Origin of the sequence: Streptomyces sp. NPDC028635 (assembly GCF_040637635.1) — a bacterium.
Classification (GTDB): domain Bacteria; phylum Actinomycetota; class Actinomycetes; order Streptomycetales; family Streptomycetaceae; genus Streptomyces.
Genome location: NZ_JBEZWX010000006.1, coordinates 136,150 through 158,868, shown reverse-complemented (window position 1 = coordinate 158,868; position 22,719 = coordinate 136,150). Strand labels below are relative to the sequence as shown.

General features: G+C 72.7%; 22 protein-coding genes. 9 read left to right on the top strand and 13 right to left on the bottom strand.

Going from position 1 to position 22,719, the window contains the following annotated elements:
• Positions 1–3 precede the first annotated feature (3 nt).
• The 4 genes from AB0E88_RS09255 (at position 4) to AB0E88_RS09240 (ending at position 4,036) form a co-directional block, all read left to right on the top strand.
• Positions 4–678 carry an urease accessory UreF family protein gene (locus AB0E88_RS09255; RefSeq protein ID WP_361626370.1) on the top strand — a complete coding sequence of 225 codons (675 nt, stop codon included), beginning with the start codon at positions 4–6 and terminating at the stop codon, positions 676–678.
• 73 nt (positions 679–751) lie between these two features.
• Positions 752–1,429 (top strand): urease accessory protein UreG, encoded by a 678-nt coding sequence (gene ureG / locus AB0E88_RS09250; protein WP_361626367.1) that lies wholly within the window; start codon positions 752–754, stop codon positions 1,427–1,429.
• A gap of 74 nt (positions 1,430–1,503) precedes the next feature.
• Positions 1,504–2,310, top strand: a complete 807-nt coding sequence (locus tag AB0E88_RS09245; RefSeq protein ID WP_361626734.1) for an urease accessory protein UreD — start codon at positions 1,504–1,506, stop codon at positions 2,308–2,310.
• A gap of 130 nt (positions 2,311–2,440) precedes the next feature.
• Positions 2,441–4,036: an alpha/beta hydrolase gene (locus AB0E88_RS09240; RefSeq protein ID WP_361626364.1), complete on the top strand. Its 1,596-nt coding sequence runs from the start codon at positions 2,441–2,443 to the stop codon at positions 4,034–4,036.
• A 53-nt stretch (positions 4,037–4,089) separates the two neighbouring features.
• On the opposite strand, the gene AB0E88_RS09235 is transcribed toward AB0E88_RS09240, so the two are convergent.
• On the bottom strand, positions 4,090–5,118 hold the full coding sequence (locus AB0E88_RS09235; protein WP_361626361.1) for an NAD(P)-dependent oxidoreductase: 1,029 nt from the start codon (positions 5,116–5,118) through the stop codon (positions 4,090–4,092).
• 58 nt (positions 5,119–5,176) lie between these two features.
• Positions 5,177–5,893: a lysophospholipid acyltransferase family protein gene (locus AB0E88_RS09230; protein ID WP_361626731.1), complete on the bottom strand. Its 717-nt coding sequence runs from the start codon at positions 5,891–5,893 to the stop codon at positions 5,177–5,179.
• 264 nt (positions 5,894–6,157) lie between these two features.
• Between AB0E88_RS09230 and AB0E88_RS09225 the strand changes: the two genes are divergently transcribed.
• Genes AB0E88_RS09225 through AB0E88_RS09215 form a run of 3 tightly spaced genes read left to right on the top strand, consistent with a single transcriptional unit; the run spans position 6,158 to position 8,585 of the window.
• Positions 6,158–6,961 carry an alpha/beta hydrolase gene (locus AB0E88_RS09225; RefSeq protein ID WP_361626358.1) on the top strand — a complete coding sequence of 268 codons (804 nt, stop codon included), beginning with the start codon at positions 6,158–6,160 and terminating at the stop codon, positions 6,959–6,961.
• Positions 6,961–8,250 (top strand): SpoIIE family protein phosphatase, encoded by a 1,290-nt coding sequence (locus AB0E88_RS09220; RefSeq protein WP_361626728.1) that lies wholly within the window; start codon positions 6,961–6,963, stop codon positions 8,248–8,250. The genes AB0E88_RS09225 and AB0E88_RS09220 overlap by 1 nt, the downstream gene beginning before the upstream one ends.
• The gene (locus AB0E88_RS09215; protein ID WP_361626355.1) at positions 8,247–8,585 is read left to right on the top strand and encodes an STAS domain-containing protein; all 339 of its coding nucleotides are present in this window, start codon (positions 8,247–8,249) and stop codon (positions 8,583–8,585) included. The genes AB0E88_RS09220 and AB0E88_RS09215 overlap by 4 nt, the downstream gene beginning before the upstream one ends.
• Positions 8,586–8,626: 41 nt before the next feature.
• On the opposite strand, the gene AB0E88_RS09210 is transcribed toward AB0E88_RS09215, so the two are convergent.
• From AB0E88_RS09210 to AB0E88_RS09165, 10 genes are all read right to left on the bottom strand, one after another.
• A complete protein-coding gene (locus AB0E88_RS09210) occupies positions 8,627–9,853 on the bottom strand; it encodes a SpoIIE family protein phosphatase (protein WP_361626352.1) in 1,227 nt (408 codons plus the stop codon).
• A gap of 1 nt (position 9,854) precedes the next feature.
• A complete protein-coding gene (locus AB0E88_RS09205) occupies positions 9,855–12,317 on the bottom strand; it encodes a SpoIIE family protein phosphatase (protein WP_361626349.1) in 2,463 nt (820 codons plus the stop codon).
• A 233-nt stretch (positions 12,318–12,550) separates the two neighbouring features.
• A complete protein-coding gene (gene rocD / locus AB0E88_RS09200; protein WP_361626346.1) occupies positions 12,551–13,771 on the bottom strand; it encodes an ornithine--oxo-acid transaminase in 1,221 nt (406 codons plus the stop codon).
• Entirely contained in the window at positions 13,768–14,589 is an 822-nt protein-coding gene (ddaH, locus tag AB0E88_RS09195; protein WP_361626343.1) for a dimethylargininase, read from the bottom strand. The genes rocD and ddaH overlap by 4 nt, the downstream gene beginning before the upstream one ends.
• Before the next feature lie 123 nt (positions 14,590–14,712).
• Entirely contained in the window at positions 14,713–15,216 is a 504-nt protein-coding gene (locus AB0E88_RS09190) for an Lrp/AsnC family transcriptional regulator (protein ID WP_361626340.1), read from the bottom strand.
• A gap of 56 nt (positions 15,217–15,272) precedes the next feature.
• Complete coding sequence (locus tag AB0E88_RS09185) at positions 15,273–15,455, bottom strand: hypothetical protein (RefSeq protein ID WP_361626337.1); 183 nt, start codon at positions 15,453–15,455, stop codon at positions 15,273–15,275.
• A gap of 132 nt (positions 15,456–15,587) precedes the next feature.
• Positions 15,588–16,538, bottom strand: coding sequence for a cytochrome c oxidase assembly protein (locus AB0E88_RS09180; RefSeq protein ID WP_361626334.1), 951 nt, complete (start codon positions 16,536–16,538; stop codon positions 15,588–15,590).
• Positions 16,539–16,640: 102 nt separating this feature from the next.
• Complete coding sequence (locus AB0E88_RS09175; protein WP_361626331.1) at positions 16,641–17,666, bottom strand: 6-phosphofructokinase; 1,026 nt, start codon at positions 17,664–17,666, stop codon at positions 16,641–16,643.
• Positions 17,667–17,856: 190 nt separating this feature from the next.
• A complete protein-coding gene (locus AB0E88_RS09170) occupies positions 17,857–18,585 on the bottom strand; it encodes a glutamine amidotransferase (protein ID WP_361626328.1) in 729 nt (242 codons plus the stop codon).
• A gap of 17 nt (positions 18,586–18,602) precedes the next feature.
• Positions 18,603–19,841, bottom strand: a complete 1,239-nt coding sequence (locus AB0E88_RS09165; RefSeq protein ID WP_361626325.1) for a MurT ligase domain-containing protein — start codon at positions 19,839–19,841, stop codon at positions 18,603–18,605.
• A gap of 162 nt (positions 19,842–20,003) precedes the next feature.
• On the opposite strand from AB0E88_RS09165, the gene def reads away from it, so the two are divergent.
• Positions 20,004–20,543, top strand: a complete 540-nt coding sequence (def, locus tag AB0E88_RS09160; RefSeq protein ID WP_361626322.1) for a peptide deformylase — start codon at positions 20,004–20,006, stop codon at positions 20,541–20,543.
• Positions 20,544–20,589: 46 nt separating this feature from the next.
• On the opposite strand, the gene AB0E88_RS09155 is transcribed toward def, so the two are convergent.
• Positions 20,590–21,237: a TetR family transcriptional regulator gene (locus AB0E88_RS09155; RefSeq protein WP_361626319.1), complete on the bottom strand. Its 648-nt coding sequence runs from the start codon at positions 21,235–21,237 to the stop codon at positions 20,590–20,592.
• A gap of 172 nt (positions 21,238–21,409) precedes the next feature.
• Between AB0E88_RS09155 and AB0E88_RS09150 the strand changes: the two genes are divergently transcribed.
• On the top strand, positions 21,410–22,636 hold the full coding sequence (locus AB0E88_RS09150; RefSeq protein ID WP_361626316.1) for an acyl-CoA dehydrogenase family protein: 1,227 nt from the start codon (positions 21,410–21,412) through the stop codon (positions 22,634–22,636).
• Positions 22,637–22,719: the final 83 nt, after the last annotated feature.

The window sequence follows — 22,719 nt, the reverse complement described above, 5'->3', positions numbered from 1 at the left end:
GCGATGACACGAGCAGCACTACTCGTCCTGGCCGACGGCCGGTTCCCCGCCGGAGGGCACGCGCACTCCGGCGGGGCCGAGGAAGCCGTCCGCGCGGGACGCATCACCGACGCGGCCGGTCTGGAGCGGTTCTGCCGCGGCCGGCTGCACACCACGGGCCTGGTGTCCGCCGCGCTGGCCGCGGCGGCCGCCGTCGGCGCCGACCCGGCGGCACTGGACGCGGCCGCCGACGCCCGTACCCCGTCACCGGCGCTGCGCACGGCCGCGCGCAAGCTCGGCCGGCAGCTCATGCGGGCCGCGCGGGCGACCTGGCCGTCCGCCGACCTCGACGCCCTCGCCGCGCGCTTCCCCAAGGGCGCGCACCAGCCGGTCGTGCTCGGCCTCGCGGCGCGCGCGGCCGGCTGCGCACCGGACGACGCCGCCTACTGCGCGGCCTACGAGAGCATCGGCGGACCGGCGACCGCGACCGTGCGGCTGCTCAGCCTGGACCCCTTCGACGCCACGGCCGTGCTCGCACGGCTGGCACCGGAGCTGGACCAGGCCGTCGAGCGGGCCGTCCGCGCCGCCCACCGCGTCGCCGACGAGGGTGTCGACGCCCTCCCGGCGGCCTCCGCCCCGCTGCTGGAGATCGGCGCCGAGGCCCACGCCGGCTGGCCGGTCCGCCTCTTCGCGTCCTAGCACCCGGGCACCACAGCACTGCGCGCCCGGCCGCCCCACCGTGCCGACGCACCCCGAACCACAGGAGTCGTACATGCATCTCGACCACTCCCACGACGGCCCGGCCGCGGTCAGTGCCGACGCCCGCCGCCCCGACGGCAGCCGCCGCGCGCTGCGCGTCGGACTCGGCGGCCCCGTCGGGTCCGGCAAGACCGCAACCGTCGCCGCGCTGTGCCGCGTCCTGCGCGACGAGCTGTCCCTGGCCGTCGTCACCAACGACATCTACACGCGGGAGGACGCCGAGTTCCTGCTGCGCGAAGCGGTCCTGCCGCCGGAGCGGATCGCCGCCGTCGAGACCGGCGCCTGCCCGCACACCGCGATCCGCGACGACATCTCCGCGAACCTGGAGGCCGTGGAGGATCTGGAGGACGAGGTCGGCCCGCTGGATCTGATCCTCGTGGAGTCCGGCGGCGACAACCTCACCGCGACCTTCTCCAAGGGCCTGGTCGACGCGCAGATCTTCGTCATCGACGTGGCCGGCGGCGACGACATCCCGCGCAAGGGCGGTCCCGGCGTCACCACCGCCGACCTGCTCCTCGTCAACAAGACCGACCTCGCGCCCCATGTGGGCTCCGACCTCGCCCGGATGGCGGCCGACGCCAAGGCGCAGCGCGGCGACCTGCCGGTGGTCTTCCAGTCCCTGCGCGGTGAGAAGGGCGTCGGCGACGTCGCCGCATGGGTGCGCGGCCGTCTCGCCGCGTGGACGGCGTGAGGACCCTCGGGGCCGAGACGGCCACGCGGGCGCGGGACGTGTCCGGGGCGGCCGTCCTCCCGGACGGCGCCCCGCTGCCAGGCGCGAACCCGGCCGGCCACGGCAGCGCCTACCGGGTCCGGGCCGTCGCCCGGGTCCACGCCCGGCCCGACGGCCGGGGCGGTACCGCGCTGCCGGTGCTGGAGGGCGAGGGCCCGCTGGCCCTGCGCCGCACCCGCGGCACCGGCGCCGAGGCGCGCGTCCTGCTGGTCGGCGCGATGAGCGCCCCGCTCGGCGGCGACCACCTCACCGTCACCGCCGAGGTGGCCGCCGGGGCCCGGCTGAGCGTGGGCTCGGCCGCCGCCACCATCGCGCTGCCCGGCGCCGCCGGCGGCGAGGCCCGCTACGACGTGCGGCTGCGCGTGGCCGACGGCGGCGAGCTGGTGTGGCTGCCCGAGCCGCTGATCTCGGCCGCCGGCAGTGAACTGGCCGTCACCACCCGGCTCGACCTCGCCCCGGGCGCCCGGCTGGTCTTCCGGGAGGAACAGATCCTCGGCCGGGCCGCCGAGCAACCCGGGCGGCTGCGCAGCCGTCTCACCCTGCGGATCGGCGAGCGCACCGTCCTCGACCAGGAACTGGCCTGCGGTCCCGGCGCACCGGGCGGCTGGGACGGTCCGGCCGTGCTGGCCGGGCACCGTGCCGTCGGGCAGCTCCTCGTGGTGCGGCCGGAGTTCGCCGACGCGCCGGCGGCCGCCACGACGGTGGGGGAGAACTGCGCGATCGTCCCCCTGCCCGGGCCGGCCGCGCTCGTCACCGCCGTCGCCCCCGACGGACTGCTGCTGCGCCGCACCCTGGACGCGGCACTGGCGCTCATTGAAAGGCCTGTGTCCCCGGTCCGCTGAGCGGTACACGATTTTCCGGTTATCGGATTGGCAAAGAAGGTCAACCAACCCTGTTCTCAGGCCCCTCACAGCAGCAAGGATCCCCGTACCTGTCGTCACGAGGTACTCACAAGGTACGGGGAGGCCCTACTTGAGGGACATCAGACCGAAGAAGCGGACCGCGACACTCGGTTCGGCGGGCGTCATCGCCGCAGCCACCCTGATAGCCGGCGCGGTCACCGCGCCCACGGCGAGCGCCAGCGCCGGGCACGGACAGGACCGCGAGGCCCGCGGCGCCGCCATCGCCGCCGCGCGGGCCGCCCAGGCCGGCATCGACTGGCAGGACTGCCCGGCCGACTGGGGCTTCGCCAAGCCGATCCAGTGCGGCTGGGTCAGTGTGCCGCTCGACTACGCGCACCCCTTCGGCAAGCAGATCAAGCTCGCCGTCGACCGCATCGGCAACACCGGGACCAAGCAGGAGCGCCAGGGCGCCCTCGTCTACAACCCCGGCGGCCCCGGTGGCTCGGGCATGCGCTTCCCGACGCGCGTCACCAACAAGAACCCGATCTGGGCCAACGTGGCCAAGGCGTACGACTTCGTGGGCTTCGACCCGCGCGGCGTCGGCCACTCCGCGCCCATCTCCTGCGTCGACCCGCAGGAGTTCGTCAAGGCACCCAAGATGGACCCGGTGCCCGACTCGGAGGCCGACAAGCTCGCCCAGCGCAAGCTGGCCCGCGAGTACGCCGACGGCTGTTACGAGCGCAGCGGCGAGATGCTGCCGTACATGACCACGCCGAACACCGCGCGCGACCTGGACGTCATCCGCGCCGCGCTCGGCGAGAAGAAGCTCAACTACCTGGGCGTCTCCTACGGCACCTACCTCGGCGCCGTCTACGGCACGCTCTTCCCGGGCCACCTGCGCCGCATGGTCGTGGACAGCGTGGTCAACCCCGCGCGCCAGAACATCTGGTACCAGGCCAACCTGGAGCAGGACGTCGCCTTCGAGGGCCGCTGGAAGGACTGGGAGGACTGGGTCGCCAAGAACGACGCCGCCTTCCACCTCGGCACCACCCGCGACGCCGTCCAGGCCAAGTGGCTCCAGCTGCGCGCCACCGCGAAGAAGAGCCCGATCGGCGGGGTCGTCGGCCCGGCCGAGCTGATCTCCTTCTTCCAGAGCGCCCCGTACTACGACTCGTCGTGGGTGCCGGTCGCCACGGTGTTCAGCAAGTACGTCGCGGGCGACACCCAGGCCCTCGTCGACGCCGCCGCCCCCGACATGTCGGACACCGCGGGCAACATCTCCGCGGAGAACGGCAACGCCGTCTACACGGCCGTCGAGTGCGCCGACGCCAAGTGGCCCACCAGCTGGCGCAAGTGGGACCGCGACAACACGCGGCTCAACAAGGACTACCCGTTCATGACCTGGGCGAACGCCTGGATGAACCTGCCGTGCGCCACCTGGCACACCAAGCAGCAGACCCCGCTGGACGTCAAGACCGGCAAGGGCCTGCCGCAGGTGATGATCGTGCAGTCCACCAACGACGCCGCCACCCCGTACGCCGGCGCCGTCGAGCTGCACCGGCGGTTCCAGGGCTCCCGCCTGATCACCGAGCAGGGCGCGGGCTCGCACGGTGTGACCGGCCTGGTCAACCCCTGCATCAACAGCCGGGTCGACGCCTACCTCCTCGAGGGCAAGCTGGACGCGGCCGACGTGACGTGCGGCCCGCACGCCACGCCCAAGCCGTAACCGTCTGCGGACACGGCACAGGGGCGGCCCCTCTCACGGGGGCCGCCCCTTCGTCATGCCTCCTCGAACCAGGCGTCCTCCGCCGCGTAGTCGAACAGCTCGGGGTAGGCCCGGGCCAGCAGCGGGAACTCCTCCCGCCAGTCCCGGCCCGTCAGCCGCTCCACCAGCCAGTCGACCGACGCGCCCACGCTCTCCGCGTACGGGACGCCGCCGCCGTACCCCAGCTCCCGTGCGGCGGCGGACATGTCGCACACCACCGGCCACTCGGTCGACCACGGCGTGCGGCCCACGGACGGCGACGGCGGCGGGTCGTCGAGGAGGACCGTCTCGGTCCGCACCCCCATCGCCGCGTCCACCGCCGCTCCGATCTCGGCCACCGTGGGAGCCCCGGGATCGCAGGCGTTGAGCACGCGCGAGCCCGGCCGGGCCGCCGCGAGCCGCACCAGCTCGGCGATCGTGCCCGTGCTCGACGGATGGAACCGGCTCTCGCCCCGATGGGCCAGCACCCTGCGCCGCCGCCCGTCCAGGTTCCGCTTCACGAAGTACAGCTCGCGCGGGAGCGGACTGTACGGGCCGTGCACCGCGGCCGGACGCAGCACCGTGGTCGGCAACTTCTCCCCGGCGGCGAGCAGTTCGCGCTCCAGTGCCGCCTTCCCCGTGCTGTAGGAGGCCTCGCCCGGTGCCACCGTCGGCTGGTCCTCGGTCAGCGGCACCGGGTAGCGCGGGAAGCCGTCAGGCGCGTCCTGGGTGTCGAAAGAGCGGCCCCGGTCGTCCTCGCACACCACGACGCTGGAGACCACCACCGCCGCACCGACCCGGCCGGTCAGCGCGGTCAACTGCCGTGCGTGCCGCGCCCCGTAGGCGACCAGGTCGACCACCAGCTCGCAGCCGTCGCCGACGGCCGTGGCCAGCGCCGCGTCGTCCTCGCGGTCCAGCCGCAGCGGCCGCACCCCCTCGGGCCACCCGGCGTCCCCGCCGCCACCGCGCGAGGCGGCCAGCACCTCCCAGCCGTCCTCGGCCAGCGCCCGTACCGCCGGCCGTCCGATCTGGCCCGTCGCTCCGATCACCAGTGCACGTTTCATGACCCGACCGTAGGGCCCCGGGCCCGCCCCGGGAGGCCTGTTCTGCCCAGGGCAGAGGTCAGCTCAGCGGCATCCGCGGAAAGCGGCGCTCACCGCTCTCGGCCTGCCGCTCCTTCACCACGGCCGCGTACTCGTCGACGTACTCCTGCTGCGACAGCGACAGGATCGCGTACATGATCTCGTCGGTGACGGCGCGCAGGATCGCCTTCTCGTTCTCCATGCCGGCGTACCGGGAGAAGTCCAGCGGCTCCCCGAAGCGGATCACCACCGGGTGCAGGCGCGGCACCTTCCGGCCGGGCGGCTGCGCCTCGAACGTGCCGATCATCGCGCACGGTACGACCGGCACCCCCGCCCTGAGCGCCATCACCGCCACGCCCACCTTCCCCTTGTACAGCCGGCCGTCGTGCGAGCGGGTGCCCTCCGGATAGATGCCGAGCAGTTCGCCCTTGCGCAGTACGCCGAGCCCCTCCCGGATGGCGGCCTTCCCGGCCTCCTTGCCGGAGCGGTCGACCGGGATCTGCCCGGCGCTGCGGAAGAAGCCCGCGGTCAGCTTCCCCTTGAGCCCCGAGCCGGTGAAATACTCGGCCTTCGCGAGGAACGTGATGCGCCGCTTGAGTACGGCCGGCATGAGGAAGTGGTCCGAGAACGACAGATGATTGCCCGCGACGATCGCCGCGCCGTTCTCCGGGACGTGCTCCAGCCCCTCGATACGCGGCCGGAACAGCACTCTCAGCAGCGGACCCAGCAGCACGTACTTGAGCAGGAAGTAGAACACGGCTCTCTCCTCCGCAGCCGGCCCGTGCGCACCTGTACTCATCTGTAACCATGTTCGGCGGCACTCATGCTGATCCGGCGCGTCGGCTGATTGACCGTCAGCTGCCGTGAGGCGGCGGCGCCGCATCACCATCGGGGCAGCCGCAGCAACCACAGGGATAGGCGGCCCCGAATGCCCCTTTTTGTGCGCTTTATCACATTCTTTCGTTCGCTGCCGTCCGAGGTTCGCCGGAGCACACCATTCCGGGTTGAGAGACTGGGGGGTATGGACGTCGCCCGCAGGAACAACGTGACCGTCACCGGCAACCCGCAGGGACCCGCGGTGGTGCTCGCGCACGGCTTCGGCTGTGATCAGAACATGTGGCGGCTCACGGTGCCCGCGCTGGCCGAGAACTACCGGATCGTGCTCTTCGACTACGTCGGATCCGGCCGCTCGGACGCCTCGGCGTTCTCGGCGGAGCGGTACTCCTCCCTGGACGGGTACGCCCGGGACGTCGTCGAGGTGTGCGAGGCGCTCGACCTGCGGGACGCGGTGTTCGTGGGGCACTCGGTCAGCGCGATGATCGGCGTACTGGCCGCCTCGGCGGCCCCCGGACGCATCGGCGCGCTGGTCATGGTCGCCCCGTCCCCGCGGTACATCGACGACGACGCCTACCGCGGCGGGTTCAGCGCCGAGGACATCGACGAGCTGCTCCAGTCGCTGGAGGCGAACTATCTCGGCTGGTCGGCGGCGATGGCCCCGGTGATCATGGGCAACGCCGACCGGCCCGAGCTGGGCGACGAACTGAAGAACAGCTTCTGCGCCACCGACCCGGACATGGCCCGCGTCTTCGCCCGCACCACCTTCCTGTCGGACTCCAGGGACGACCTGAAGGGTGTGAGCGTGCCCACGCTGATCCTGGAGTGCACCCAGGACGTCATCGCCCCCCGCGAGGTCGGCGCCTTCGTCCACCGGGCGATACCCGGCTCCACCCTGGTCACCCTCGACGCCACCGGTCACTGCCCGCACCTGTCCGCGCCCGAGGCCACGAACGAGGCGATCACCACCTTCCTGGCCGGCCTGCGATGATGTGCCGCGCCGGCCAGCAGCCGGAGCCCCACGGAGCCGACCACCACCATGCCGAGGCCGCGGCTTTCGCCGCGCTGCTGGAGGACAGCGCCGAGGACCTGTACGAGAGCGCCCCGTGCGGATACCTCTCCACCTTGATGGACGGCACCATCGCCAAGATCAACGCCACGCTGCTGGACTGGCTCGGCCTGGACCGGGAGACGGTGGTGGGCCGGATGCGGTTCACCGACCTGCTGACCGTCGGGGGCAAGCTGTACCACGAGACGCACTTCGCGCCGCTCCTGCGGATGCAGGGCGAGATCAGCAGCATCGCCCTCGACATCAAGCAGAGCGGCGGCGGCCGGATGCCCGTGCTGGTCTCCTCCGTCGTCAAGCACGGCACCATGGGCGAGCCGCTGCTGATCCGCACCACCGTCTTCGACGCGCGGGACCGCCGCGCCTACGAGGAGGAACTGCTGCGCCGCCGGGAAGCGGCCGAAGCGGCCCGCCGGCAGGCGGAGGCCGACCGCGCCCGCCTCCAGGAGGCCCTCGCCGTACTCCAGCGCTCACTGCTCCCGGACACCCTGCCGGCGGTGCCCGGAGTGGAGACGGCCGCCCACTACCACACCGCCTCGCCGGACCGGCTCGGCGGCGACTTCTACGACGTCTTTCCCGTCGACGGCAAGCGCTTCGCCTTCTTCCTCGGCGACGTGTGCGGCAAGGGACCCCAGGCGGCCGCGGTCACCTCGCTGACCCGCTACACCCTGCGCGCCGCCGCCATGCACGACCCCGACCCGGTGTCCGCCCTGTCCACCCTGAACAAGGTGCTGCACGAGCGCTACTCCTCCGGCGGCGATCCGCGCTACTGCACCGCGATCTTCGGCACCCTCGAACCCGGCCCCGAGACCGGACAGGTCACCGTTCACCTCGCCTCGGGCGGCCACCCTCCGGCCGTCGTCCTGCGCGCCGACGGCACGGCCGGCTTCCTGCCCACGCCGGGCGGCCTCCTCGTCGGCGTCCTGCCCTCGGCACCCTTCACCCCCGCCACGACCGTCCTCGACCCCGGCGACACCCTCCTGCTCTACACCGACGGGCTCACCGAAGCCCGGATCGGGGACGACCGCACGAGCCTGTACGGGGACGAGAACCTGCTCGGCTTCGCCGCTCGCCACGCCGGCCGGCCCGCACCCGCCCTGATCCAGGCCCTCACCGGACTGCTCGACAGCTTCGGCGACGGCCTCGACGACGACACCGCCCTCCTGGCCCTCGGCGCCCCCGCCACCGACTCCCACCCCGCGGACAGACGATGAGCCCGCTGAAGATCATGACCGAGACCGCCGCGACCGGCCCCGTGCTGGCCGTCCGCGGCGAACTGGACTACGCCAACGCCGGCGAGCTGCGCGAGCTGGTCGCCGCGCTCGCGCTGCGTCCCGGCCAGCGCCTCGTCCTGGACCTCACCGGCCTGGAGTTCTGCGACTCCAGCGGCATCACCGCCCTGATCGCCGCACGCCACCACGCCCAGGCCGCCCGGGCGGACGTCGCCCTCGCCGCCGTACCCGCGCACACGCTGCGCGTCCTCAAGATCGTCGGACTGGACCAGATCTTCGCCATCCACCCCGACCGGGAGACCGCCGTCACCTCGTGACGCGTCCCCGGGCTCCGGTCCGCCCCCAGGGGGACGGACGATCACAGCCGCACGATGACCAGCGCCGTGTCGTCGGTGGCGCCGCCCCGCGGCAGGCATTCCAGCAGGACCGCGTCGGCGAGGCGGTCCGGAGGGTCCCCGTGGTGGCGGCGCAGGCTCTCGGCGAGGCGGCCCAGACCGGTGTCGATGTCCTCCCGGCGGCGCTCGATCAGCCCGTCGGTGTACAGCACGAGCGTGGCGCCCTCCGTGTAGGTGGTGGCGGCCTGGACCCGTGGCACCGGGTCGGGCCGGGCGTCCAACGGCGGATCGGTGGCCCGGTCGAGGAACTCCACCCGCCCGCCGTCGTGCACGAGGACCGGCGGAGGATGGCCGGCGCTGCTGTAGGTGATGGTGCGGGTGTCGAAATCGACGAACGTAGTGACCGCCGTGGCCGACTCCGCGCCGTTCACGACGCCCGCGTACCGGCCCAGCACGTCCAGCGCCTGCGCCGGCCCCGCGGCGACCCGGGAGGCGGCGCTCAGCGCGCTGCGCAGCTGCCCCATCACTCCGGCCGCCTCCAGCCCGTGGCCGACCACGTCGCCCACCGAGACGCCGAGACGACGGCCGCCGACCAGGTCGACGAGGTCGTACCAGTCCCCGCACACGTTCAGCGCGCCGACCGCCGGACGGTAGCGCACCGCCGTGCCCTGGTGCTGGATCTGCCTCGGCGCCGGCAGCATCGCCTCCTGGAGCGCGAGCGCCACCTCACGCTCCCGGGCATGAGCGTCCCTCAGCCGCTCGTTGAGCGCCTGAAGCTCCCGGGCCCGGCTGTACAGCTCGGCCTCCAGCACCCTGCCCCGGCTGCCCGCGTTGCCGCCGCGCGCCCTGATCAGCTCCGTGACCTCCTCCACCCGGTGCACGAGCAGCACCACCTCACCGTCCGGGCCGAACACCGGAGCGTTGACCGGGCTCCAGTAGCGCTCGTCCCACTCGCCCGGCCGTTCGGTGCTCTCCAGGTCGTACCGTTGCAGCGCCATCGCGTCGCGCTCACCGGTGGCGAGCACCCGGTGCAGCGACGCGGCCAGATTGCGCTGCCCGTTCGCCGACGGGTCGTTGGGGTTGTCCGGGAAGACCTCGAACAGGTGACGGCCCACGACCTGCTCACGGGTACGCCCGGCGCCGCGCAGGAACTCCCGGTTGGCGTCGGCGAACAACAGCTCGGGCGTCAGGATGGACACCGCTCCCGGCAGGGCCTGGAAGACAGCCTTGTAGTCGATCGCGTCCGGCACGTCACGCCTCCGCACCCGCCAGGGGCTGCTCGGCCCAGATGATCTTTCCATTGGGCACGAACCGGGTGCCCCAGCGCTGCGTGAGCTGCGAGACCAGCAGCAGCCCCCGCCCGCCCTCGTCCGTGGTGCGCGGATGCCGCAGATGCGGCGCGGTGGCACCGCCGTCGAAGACCTCGCAGACCAGCGTCCGCTCCCGGATCAGCCGCAGCCGGATCGGACCCCCCGCGTACCGGATGGCGTTGGTGACCAGCTCGCTCACGACCAGTTCCGTGGTGAACGCCAGCTCGTCCAGGCCCCAGTCCGCCAGCTGCCGGCACGCCGTGCGGCGCGCGTCGGCGACCGCCGCCGGATCGCGGGGCAGCTCCCAGCCGGCCACCTGCCGCCCGCTCAGCCGCTTGGTGCGGGCCATCAGCAGCGCCACGTCGTCGTGCGGGCGGGTCGGCACCAACGCGTCGACCAGGGCCTGGCAGCGTACGTCGAGGGAGGGCGCCGCCGCGCGCAGGGCCTGCCGCAGCCGGGCGCGGTCGGCCCGCCCCGCACCCCGTCGGCCGTCGGTCAGCAGGCCGTCCGTGTGCAACACCAGCGTGCTGCCCTCGGGGAGCATCATCTCCACCGACTCGAACGGCGGACCGCCCGCCCCCAGCGGCGGCCCCTGCGGCAGATCGACGAAGTACACCGCGCCGTCCGGCAGCACCACCGCCGGTGCCGGATGCCCCGCGGCGGCCATCGCGCACCGCCCGTCCACCGGGTCGTACACCACGTAGACGCAGCCCGACCCCACGGACTGCGCGCTGTCCCCGGCCTCGATGCCCGCATCACCGCCCTCCTCGCGGACCGGGTGCGGCGCCACCAGGTCGTCGAGATGGGCCAGCACCTCCTCCGGCCGCAGATCCAGCGCGGCCAGCGTCCGTACGGCGGTACGCAGCCGGCCCATCGCGGCGGCCGCGTCGATGCCGTGTCCGGGCACCTCGCCCACCACCAGCGCCACCCGGGCGCCGGACAGCGGGATCAGGTCGTACCAGTCGCCGCCGAGCCCGGTCAGCTCGTCGGCCGGGCGGTAGCAGGCGGCCACGTCCACCGCGTCCAGCTCGGGCAGCCGGTGCGGGAGCAGGCTGCGCTGCAGGGCGAGGGCCGCGTCACGCTCGCGGGTGTAGCGGCGGGCGTTGTCGAGGCAGACGGCGGCCCGGGAGACGAAGTCCTCCGCGAGGCTGAGGTCGGCCGTGTCGAAGGAGTCGGGGCGGTAGCGCCGGTAGAACGTCGTGATGCCGAGGGTGACGCCCCGCGCGCGCAGCGGCACCACCATCCCGCTGTGCAGCGCCAGCTCGCCGAAGGTGGCCTCCCGGCTGCCGGGCGCCTCCGCCGCCCACGGGCGGTCGGCCGGGTCGAGCCGTTCCTCCCGCCACGAGCGGCCCGTCGCCAGGCACCGCACCGGCGCGGAACCGGGCCGGTAGGAGGCGACGTGCCCGATCTCGACGACGGCCTCGGGGGCATTCGGGGAGGAGACCGAGCGGTGCGCGGCCCGGCGCAGCGTCACCGTCTCCTGTCCGGGCGCCGGCGCGCTCGCCGGTTCCCCGCCGTGCAGCACGTCCTCCAGCAGGTCCACGGCGACGAAGTCGGCCAGCGCCGGCACCGCCACGTCGGCCAGCTCCTGCGCCGTGCGCATCAGGTCGAGGCTGCGGCCGATCTGCTCGCCCGCCCGGTCCAACAGGGCGAGCCGCTGCTGGGCGCGGCGCCGCTCGCTGATGTCGACGACCGTGTAGTACACGCCCATCGGGCGGCCGTGCTCGTCCTCGAGCCGGGTGAACGACATCATGTGCGCGGTCTCGCGCAGCGGGGCGGCGCGGACGCTGCCGACGTGCTCGTAGCCGGTGACCGGCTCGCCGGTGGCCAGCACGCGCCGCATCTGTTCCTCGATCGCCGCCGCGTCCAGGCCCGGCTGCGCCTCGGCCAGGCGCAGCCCGAGGCGCTGCTCGGCGGGGAGGCCGCCGTACCGGGCCAGCGCCTCGTTCGACCACACGAAGCGCAGATCGGTGTCCACGATGGCGATGCCGATGGGGGAGCCGGTGACCATCTGTTCCAGGACCGTGCGGCTCATGTCCCAGCCGAGGCCCGACACCTCCGACAGCAGGGCCAGCCAGCGGGAGGGGCCGCGGGACTCCTCGGCGGCGGTGACGCGCACCATGAGCCGGGTCACGGGGCCGCCCTTGCAGCGGGCGGTGAGCAGCCCGGCCCAGCCGCCGTCCACCCGGCAGTGCTCCAGCACCTCGGGTGCGCGCTCGGCGTCCGCGCCGGTCAGCAGGTCGGCGAGCTGCTTGCCGACCACTTCCGGAGCCGCATATCCGAGCAGCCGTTCGGCGCCGCGGGTCCACCCGGTCACGAGGCCCTGGGCGTCGAGCAGCACCGGCGCGGCATCCGCCACGTCGAACCGCCGGCCGGCCACGTCCGGCTCCTCGTCAGCACCCACGGGCGACCTCTCCGTCGCTGACAGTGGTCCACCACCTCGCGCCCCGTTCCCCTTCACCCTGCCTGAAAGGGGGTGCCGGGGCCACTGCGGAAGGAACGGGGACGGCTGCCCGTGCCGCCGGGCGAGGGGCCGCCCGCTGAAGCGGGCGACCCCCCGACACCGGCGGGCCCGGTCACCGGCGGGCCCGGTCACCGTGCGCGTCGGGCCCAGGTCACCGCGCGTGCCGGGTCACGTCACTGCGCGAGGACCTTCTCCAGGGCGCCGAGCGCCGAGTCCAGCTCCTCACGGGTGATCGTCAGCGGCGGCGCCAGCCGGATCGTGGAGCCGTGGGTGTCCTTGACCAGGAACCCCTCCCGCATCAGCCGCTCGCTGATCTCGCGCCCGGTGCCGATCGCCGGGTCCACGTCGACCCCGGCCCACAGCCCGCGGGCGCGGAAGCCGAGCACCCCGCGCCCGACCAGCGCGGACAGGCCCGCCCGCAGCACCTCGCCGAGCTCGGCGGCCCGGCGCTGGAACTCGCCGGACTCCAGCAGCCCGATCACGGCCGTGCCGACCGCCGCCGCGAGCGGGTTGCCGCCGAAGGTCGAGCCGTGCTCACCCGGATGCAGCACCCCGAGCACCTCACGGGTGGCCACCACCGCCGACACCGGCACGATGCCGCCGCCGAGCGCCTTGCCGAGCAGCAGCACGTCGGGCATGACGTTCTCGTGCTCCACGGCGAGCGTGCGGCCGGTGCGGCCCAGGCCCGACTGGATCTCGTCCGCGACGAAGAGGGTGTTCGTCCGCCGGGTCAGCTCCCGCACGCCGGCCAGATAGCCGTCGTCCGGGATGATCACCCCGGCCTCGCCCTGGATCGGCTCGATCAGCACCGCCGCCGTCGTCTCGTCCACGGCCGCCTCGATCGCGGCGAGATTGTTGTAGGGCACGATCCGGAAGCCCGGCGCGAAGGGCCCGAAACCATCGCGGGCGGTCTCGTCCGTGGAGAACCCGACGATCGTCGTCGTCCGCCCATGGAAGTTCTCCGCCGCGACCACGATCGTGGCCCGGTCGGCCGGGACGCCCTTCACGTCGTACGCCCACTTGCGGGCCACCTTGATGCCACTCTCCACGGCCTCGGCGCCGGTGTTCATCGGCAGCACCATGTCCAGGCCGGTCAGCGCCGTGAGCCGCTCGGCGAACTCCGCCAGCTGATCGTTGTGGAAGGCCCGGGAGGTCAGCGTCAGCCGGTCCAGCTGCCGGTGCGCGGCCTCGATCAGCGCCGGATGACGGTGACCGAAGTTGAGCGCCGAATAGCCGGCCAGCATGTCGAGATAGCGGCGCCCCTCGACGTCCTCCACGAAGGCGCCCTCGGCGCGGGCGACGACCACGGGCAGCGGGTGGTAGTTGTGCGCGAGGACGGGCTCCTCGGCGCCGATCAGCTCGGCGGAGGTACGGACGCGGGCGGGTGCGCTCATGAGCGGATCTCCTGGGTGCAGCACTTGATGCCGCCGCCTGCCTTGCGGAACTCCGACAGGTCGACGGGAACGGGGACATAGCCGTGCTCGTCCAGCCGGGCGGCGAGCGTCTCGGCCTGCGGGGCGATGAAGACGTGGCGGCCGTCGGACACGGAGTTCAGACCGAAGGCGAGGGCGTCCTGCTCGGTGGCGAGCACCGCGTCCGGGTACAGCCGCTGCAGCACCTCACGGCTGCCCGGCGAGAACGCCTCCGGGTAGTACGCGATGTTGTCCTCGGGACCGTCGTCCAGCACGAACAACGCCGTGTCCAGGTGATAGAAGCGCGGGTCCACGAGCGTCAGGCTGATCACCGGGTGCCCGAAGAACTCCTGCACCTCGCGATGCGCCTCCCGGGTCGTGCGGAACCCGGTGCCGGCCAGCACGTGGCGGCCGGTCCAGACGAGGTCGCCCTCGCCCTCGCAGACGTTCTCGGGCCGGTACACGTCGTAGCCGGCCGTCTTGAACCATGTGTCGTAGTGGGTGGACTCCGGGCGGCGCTCGGCCGCGTGGAAGAGCGAGCCGAAGACGCGGCCGCCGACGACGACCGCGGAGTTCGCGGCGAAGACCATGTCGGGCAGGCCGGGGACTGGGGCGACCGCCTCCACGGTGTGCCCGTGGGCGAGGTAGGCGCCGATCAGGTCCTGCCACTGCCGCTGGGCGAGGTCGACGTCGACGGGTGTGTCGGGATGCATCCAGGGGTTGATCGCGTACTGCACGGCGAAGTGTCTGGGTTCGCAGACGAGAAAGCGCCGCCGGCGCGGCACACGGCTGTCGGTCACAGAGGGGTCCCTCCGCTTCCTGGGTGTCGACTGAGGGTTGACACCAAGGTAGAAACTGACGCGGACGGCCGACAAGCAACAACGGCTGCGTGTTCACGCAGGATCACTGCGTTGTGGAGCCGCTCAGCGCACGTCTGCTGCGCCGTCCGGGGCGACCTGGCTGGCGCCCGCTTCGGGAGACTCCGGGATGAGATGGGACAGCACCATCACGCTGATCGTCTTGCGGATGAACGGCTCCGTACGGATCCGCTCCAGCACCTCCTCGAAGTGCTCCACGTCGCGGGCCCGCACGTGCAGCAGGGCGTCCGCCCCGCCGGTCACCGTCATGGCCGCCGTGATCTCCGGGTGGTTGCGCACCACCTCCGCCAGCCGCCGCGGCGGGGCCGCGCCCTCGCAGTACACCTCGACGTACGCCTCCGTGCGCCAGCCCAGCGCCGACGGCTTCACCGTCGCCGTGAACCCGGTGATCACCCCGGTCTCGCGCAGCCGGTCCACACGCCGTTTCACCGCCGTCGCCGACAGCCCGACGGCCGCGCCGATCTCGGCGAAGCTCGTGCGCGCGTTGTCCATCAGCGCGGTGATGATCTTCCGGTCGAGGTCGTCGAACGGGGTGGGCCTGCTGTTCATGTCCGCACTGTATCCAGCGGGTGCCAAGCGGCCGGGGGTGCGCCGCCGGAGGGCGCTCAGGTGGTGCGGGTGGCGGCCATGCCCAGGGTGATCAGGCCCAGCACGACCCAGCCGAACCACAGCCAGCCGTTGCTCCCGAGGGCCACCGTGTACGCCGTCACGACGACCAGCCCGCCGAGGGTGACGGCCCCCATGGCCTTGGTGGAACCGGGCGTGGAACCAGGAACGGAACCGGGCATCGCGACACCCTCCTCGAGGTCGGCTCCCCTCAATGGTGCCCCCGATCGGCGCAACGGTGCCCGGCGCTGCACCGATCAGATCGGTGCGCACAGTCCGGCTCGCGTCAGTCGGTGCGCACGGTCCGGCTCGCGTCAGTCGGTGCGCGTGCTGAGCGACGCCAGATAGGCGTTGTACGCCTCCAGCTCCTTGTCGCCGTCCCGGTCGGCGGCGCGGTCCGTGCGGCGGGCCTGCCGCTGCTCGGAGCCGTACCACTGGAACAGCAGCGCGATCAGCACCAGCACGGAGGGGATCTCGCTGAACGCCCAGGCGATCCCGCCCGCCGCGTTCTGGTCCGACAGGGCGTCGATGCCGAGCGAGGCCGGCGGGTTCTTGAAGGTCTCCACCATCGGCGCCGACGCCATCATCAGCGCGATGCCGAAGAACGCGTGGAACGGCATGCCGGCGAACAGCTCCAGCATCCGCATCAGGTGCCCCGGCCGGTGCGGACCGGGGTCCACGCCGATGATCGGCCAGAAGAACACCACGCCGACCGCGAGGAAGTGCACCATCATCGCGACGTGCCCCGTCTTGGAGCCCATCAGGAAGTCGAACAGGGGCGAGAAGTACAGCGCGTACAGGCTGGCGATGAACAGCGGGATCGTGAACGCCGGGTGCGTGATGATCCGCATGTACCGGCTGTGCAGCAGCATCAGCAGCAGCTCACGGGGCCCCTTGCGGCCCCGCCCGGCCGTCGGCAGCGCGCGCAGGGCCAGGGTGATCGGCGCGCCGAGCAGGACGAGGATCGGCGACAGCATGCTGATCACCATGTGCTGCACCATGTGCACGGAGAACATGACCATGCCGTAGTCGTTCAGCTTGGTGCACATCACCAGGCCGACGGTGAGCACACCCAGCACGTACGACACGGTGCGGCTCACGGGCCAGGCGTCGCCGCGCCGCTTCAGCCGCAGGACTCCCCAGCCGTACAGCGCCAGCCCGAGCAGGCAGGCCACGAGGAAGAAGGGGTCCGCCGACCACTGAAGACCACGTCCCAGCGTGAACGGCGGCAGATCCATGACCATGCCGTGCCCGCTGTGCTCCATCCGCCGGCTCCTGATTCGTGGGGGGTTGTGCGCTTTGAGTCGGCTCTCAGGGTACGGCGGACCCCGGCCACGCTCGTGACCGGGGTCGGGAAAGCCGTTGTCCTACAGAACGCACTCCGCCTCGGCGTACCGGCCCTCCGGCACCGTCTTCAGCGTCTCCACGGCCTCGGCCAGCGGCACCATCACGATGTCGGTACCGCGCAGCGCCGTCATCTGCCCGAAGCGCCCCGCGTGCACCGCCTCCACCGCGTGCCACCCGAAACGCGTGGCCAGCACCCGGTCGTACGCCGTCGGCGTCCCGCCCCGCTGCACATGCCCGAGGATCACCGGCCGCGCCTCCTTGCCGAGCCGCCGCTCCAGCTCGACCGACAGCTGACGGGCGATGCCGGCGAACCGCTCGTGCCCGTAGATGTCCTTGCCGCCCTCGTCGAAGTCCATGGAGCCGGCCCTGGGCTTGGCGCCCTCCGCCGCGACGACGATCGCGAACCGCTTGCCCGCGTCGAACCGCTCGCCGACCCGCGCCGTCAACTCCTCGATGTCGAAGGGGCGCTCCGGGACGACGATCGCGTGCGCGCCGGCCGCCATGCCGGAGTGCAGGGCGATCCACCCGGTGTGACGGCCCATGACCTCCACCACCAGCACCCGCTGGTGCGACTCGGCGGTGGTCTTCAGCCGGTCCAACGCCTCCGTCGCCACGCCGACCGCCGTGTCGAAGCCGAACGTGACGTCCGTGACAGCGATGTCGTTGTCGATGGTCTTCGGCACGCCGACGATGGGCAGCCCGCTGTCGGACATCAGCCGCGCCGCCTTGAGCGTGCCCTCGCCGCCGATCGGGATGATCGCGTCGAGGCCCAGCTCGGCGACATGCCCCTTCGCCCGCTCCACACCGTCGCGCAGATGCGAGGGCTGGACCCGGGAGGAGCCGAGGATGGTGCCGCCGCGGGCGAGGATGCCGCCCACCGCGTCAAGATCCAGCTTGAGGTAGTCGCACTCCAGGAGGCCCTTCCAGCCGTCCCGGAAACCGATGACCTCGTCGCCGTGATCGGCGACGGCGCGGTGCACGACGGACCGGATGACGGCGTTCAGACCGGGGCAGTCACCGCCGGACGTGAGGACACCAATGCGCATAGCCCGAAACAACCTTCTCCACCAGGGCTGGACCGGACCGCGCTGTCCGGCTCGATCCCCGCCACCCTAGCGGCTCAGGGGGGCGGGCGAGCACCACGCGTCCGCCTGCTGGAACGCCCCGCTCACCTGTGCGGACGAGGCGTCAGACGGGCTGGTGAACCCCGGCCGAAGCCGGGGTGTCGCACGCGGGCTACGCGGGCTGCTGCGCCGCCGCGATGCGCTCGCCGCGCAGCGCCTCGTACCAGCGGTCGTCGACCGGCGGCAGCGCGTTGACGTCGAGCGCCAGCTTCAGCAGCAGGTCGGCGATGAGCGGGTTGCGCGCCAGCACCGGCCCGTGCATGTACGTACCGAAGACGGTGCCGTTGTACGCGCCCTCCGTGCCGTCGCCCGTGCCGTTGCCGTTGCCGAAGCGGACCTGCGCGAGGGCGCGGGCGGTGGGGCCGAGGTGCGTGACGCCCTGGTGGTTCTCGAAGCCCGTCAGCTGCGGCAGGCCGAGCTGCGGATCGATGTCGCCGAGCACGTCGCCGACGCACCGCGCGCCCTCGCCGCGTACCGAGACCACGTCGAGCAGGCCGAGGCCCGGCTCGCGCTGGCCGAGGTCGTTGATGAACTCGTGGCCGAGGATCTGGTAACCGGCGCAGACCGAGAACACGATCGCGCCGTTGTCCACGGCCCGGGTCAGCCCGCCGTCGCGGCGCAGCCGCTCGGCCGCGAGCCGCTGCGGGCGGTCCTCGCCGCCGCCGACCAGGTAGATGTCGCCGGAGGTCGGGATCGGCTGGTCGCTGCGCACGTCGAGCCGGGCCACGTCCAGGCCGCGCTGGCGCGCCCGGCGCTCGACGACGAGAACGTTGCCCTGGTCGCCGTAGGTGGAGAGCAGGTCGGGGTAGACCCACACGACCCGCAGGCTGTTGTCGCTCACAAAAGTCCCCTGAACTCTCAGTTGCCGACGCGGCGGCGCAGGTCCTGGAAGGCGGTGTAGTTGGCGATGACCTCGATCCGGCCCGGCGGGCACAGCTGCACGGCCTGGTCGAGGTTGTCGCAGACCTGGAACTGCTGGTTGGCCACCTCCAGGCGCACCGCGAGGTCCAGGCGCCGGTCGCCGATCACGACGATCGGGTGGCCCGTCAGCCGCGTGTAGTCGACGTCCCACAGCCAGGAGGTGTCGGTGCCGTCGGCGCCGCGGGCGTTCACGGACAGGATCACCGGGGTCGGCGGCGGGTCGATCAGCGAGAACGTCTCCAGCCAGCCGGCCGGGTTCTTCGCCAGCAGCAGTCGCAGGTCGCGGCCCTCGAACTGGACCACGTCGTAGCGTCCGGCGACCGCCTGCACCTGGTACATGCGCTCCAGCGCCACCTGCGGCGGCACCCCGAACACGGCGGCGACGGCCGCGGAGGAAGCGGCGTTGGCCTTGTTGGCGCGTCCGGGCAGCTGCAGATGGATCGGCCAGGCGGAGCCGTGCGGGTCGAGCACGTGCTCGCCGTGCAGGGCCCAGCTGGGCGCGGGGCGGCGGAAGCCGCACTCGCCGCAGAACCAGTCGTCGCCGGGACGCTGCATCACACCGCCGCAGGACGGGCAGGACCAGGCGTCGTCCTTCCACATCTGCCCGGCCGCGACCCAGATCACGTTGGGGGAGGAGGACGCGGCCCACACCACCAGCGGGTCGTCGCAGTTCGCGACGACGACGGCCTTGGTGCCGGCCAGCCCCTCGCGCCAGTTCTCCGCGAGCATCCGGGTCTCGGCCGCGCGGTCCAGCTGGTCGCGGGAGAGGTTGAGCAGCGCGATGCACTTGGGCTCGGTGTCCCGGGCGACGCCCGCGAGGTACTTCTCGTCGACCTCGATCACGGCGTACCGGGCGTCCGAACCGCCGGCGAGGGCGGAGGTGATGCCGGCCGGCATGTTCGCGCCGAGCGCGTTGGAGACGACCGGACCGGCCGCGCGCAGCGCCTCGGCGATCAGCCGGGTGGTCGTGGTCTTGCCGTTGGTCGCCGAGACAAGGATCACGTCCAGGTTCTGGGCGAGCTTGGCGAGCAGGTCGGGGTCGAGCCTGAGAGCGACCCGGCCGCCGATCACCGAACCGCTGCCGCGCCCCGCTGCGCGCGATGCCGCCGCGACCGCCTTGCCCGCGGTCACGGCCAGCTTGGCCCGCGGCGTGAGCGGGTCCGAGTTGCCTGCCATCAGTTCTCGATCCTCCTTGCGTACGCGCCGCGCCTCGAAGCCTTTGAAGCCTGACGGCCACGTGGTGTGTGCATCAGCCTATCGAGATCCATTCGCACTCCCGAACCACGGCCCACACCTGCGCGGCGGGCGGGGGCTACCGGTGACCGTACCCTTTCCGCCATGCGACACGGCTCGATCCCGGGCGCCCGCGGGCGCGTCCGGCCCCTGACCCTGCTCTCGGACCCGGTTCTGCGCCGGCCGTGCCGGGAGGTCACCGGCTTCGGCCCGGAACTGGCGGCCCTGGTGGAGGACTTGTTCGCCACGATGTACGCGGCGCGGGGGGTGGGACTGGCCGCGAACCAGGTCGGGGAGGACCTCACGGTCTTCGTGTACGACTGCCCGGACGACGACGATGTCCGGCATCTGGGACATGTGGTGAACCCGCGGCTGGTCGAGGCCGACGGGATCGCGCTGCGCGGCCCGGAGGGGTGTCTGTCCCTGCCGGGTCTCGAGGCGGGGGTGGAACGGTACGACCACGCGGTGGTCGAGGGGTTCACGGTGACCGGGGAGCCGGTCACCGTGCACGGGACGGGCTTCTTCGCCCGGTGTCTGCAGCACGAGGTGGACCACCTGGAGGGAACGCTCTACGCCGACCACCTGACAGGGTGGCGCAAGCGCAGGCTGATGCGCCAGGTGGCCCGTGCCCCCTGGCACCGCTGACGGGCGGTTCCTCCGGCATCGCCGACGGGTCGTTCCTCCGGCGTCGTCAGAAGCCGGGCCCGCCCGCCTTGTCCCCCGCCGCCGCCAGCCGGCCCCACAGCAGGTCGGCCAGGGAGCGGACCAACTGCCGCCGGTCGCAGGGGCGTTCGCCGAGCCACCAGTCGCCGGCCGCGTGCATCATGCCGACGATGCCGTGGCCCCAGACCCGGGAGAGCTGCCGGCTGTCCGGACCGAGGTCGACGCGCTCCTCGATGACCTGGGCCAGCTCCTCGCCCATCCGCCGCAGCAGGGGCGCCGAGTGCTTGCCGACGTCGAAGCCCTGGTCGCCCTGGGCGCCGCCGCCCTCCGCCGGATGCATCAGGAACCGGTACACCTGCGGGCGGGCCTCGATCGCCGCCAGATAGGTGTCGAGGGTGGACTCCACGCGCTCCCGGCGCTCGGCCGGGGCGTCCAGGGCCGCCCGCAGCGAGTCGAGGAGGGCGTCCGTGTGCCGCTTGGCCAGCGCCGCGTACAGGCCGCCCTTGTCGCCGAAGTGGCGGTAGAGAATGGGCTTGGTGATCCCGGCCTCGGCGGCGATGGCGTTCATCGAGGCCTGGGGCCCGTCGCGCAGCACCACCCGGTCGGCTGCCTCCAGCAGCTCCCGCCGCCGGCGGTCGGCGGACCGCTGCTGCTCGGTCCGCTGCGTGGTGTCCATGTGCTCTCCCCACCCGTCCTGAATCGGTGACGCCTGCGCAAACTAACACTGTCCGCGCGCATCCCCTCGAACGGGCTGCCGAGGAGTCATCGGGAGTTGACTTTTCCTACCCGCCGGTAACAGACTCCGGTTACCGCAAGTAACACGCACGTGCGCCGCCGCTGGAGGGGACATGGCCGAGTTCACCATGGAGCTCAACGACGAACAGAAGGAGGTCCGGGACTGGCTCCACGGCTTCGCCGCCGACGTGATCCGCCCCGCGGCCGCCGAATGGGACGAGCGTGAGGAGACTCCCTGGCCGGTCATCCAGGAGGCCGCCAAGGTCGGCATTTACTCCCTCGACTTCTACGCCCAGCAGTACTTCGACCCCACCGGCCTCGGCATCCCCATGGCCATGGAGGAGCTGTTCTGGGGCGACGCCGGCATCGCCCTGTCGATCGTCGGCACCGGCCTCGCCGCCGTGGGCGTCCTCGCCAACGGCACGGAGGAGCAGATCGGCACCTGGATCCCGCAGATGTACGGCGACGCCAGTGACGTCAAGGTCGCCGCGTTCTGCTCCTCCGAGCCCGACGCCGGTTCCGACGTCGCCTCGATGCGCACCCGGGCGGTCTACGACGAGGCCAAGGACGAGTGGGTGATCAACGGCACGAAGACCTGGGCGACCAACGGCGGCATCGCCAACGTCCACGTCGTCGTCGCCGTCGTCGACCCGGACCTGGGCTCCAAGGGCCACGCGTCCTTCATCGTCCCGCCGGGCACCCCGGGCCTCGCCCAGGGCCAGAAGTTCAAGAAGCACGGCATCCGCGCCTCGCACACCGCCGAGGTCATCCTCGACAACGTGCGCGTGCCCGGCTCCTGCCTGCTCGGCGGCAAGGAGAAGCTGGACGAGCGCCTGGCCCGGGCCCGGGAGAGGGCCAAGCAGGGCGGCGAGCGCGTGAAGAACGCGGCCATGGCCACCTTCGAGGCGTCCCGCCCGGCCGTGGGCGCCATGGCCGTCGGCACCGCCCGCGCCGCCTACGAGGTCGCCCTCGACTACGCGAAGACCCGCGAGCAGTTCGGCCGCCCGATCATCGACAACCAGGGCGTCGCCTTCCAGCTCGCCGACATGCGGACCCGGATCGACGCCGCCCGCCTGCTGGTGTGGCGCGCCTCCTGGATGGCGGTCAACGGCAAGCCCTTCACCGCGGCCGAGGGCTCCATGTCCAAGCTGTTCGCCAGCGAGACCGCCAAGAAGGTCACCGCCCAGGCCATCCAGATCCTCGGCGGCAACGGCTACACCCGGGAGTACCCGGTGGAGCGCATGCACCGCGACAGCGCGATCTACACGATCTTCGAAGGCACCAGCGAGATCCAGCGCCTGGTCATCGCCCGCACCCTCGCCGGGATGCCGATCCGCTGACCACCCGTCACCGCGCGCCCCTCGACAGCCCCTCGGCACACCGCCGGGGGGCTCTCCCGGTTTCCGGGTCCCTGGCCACTCAG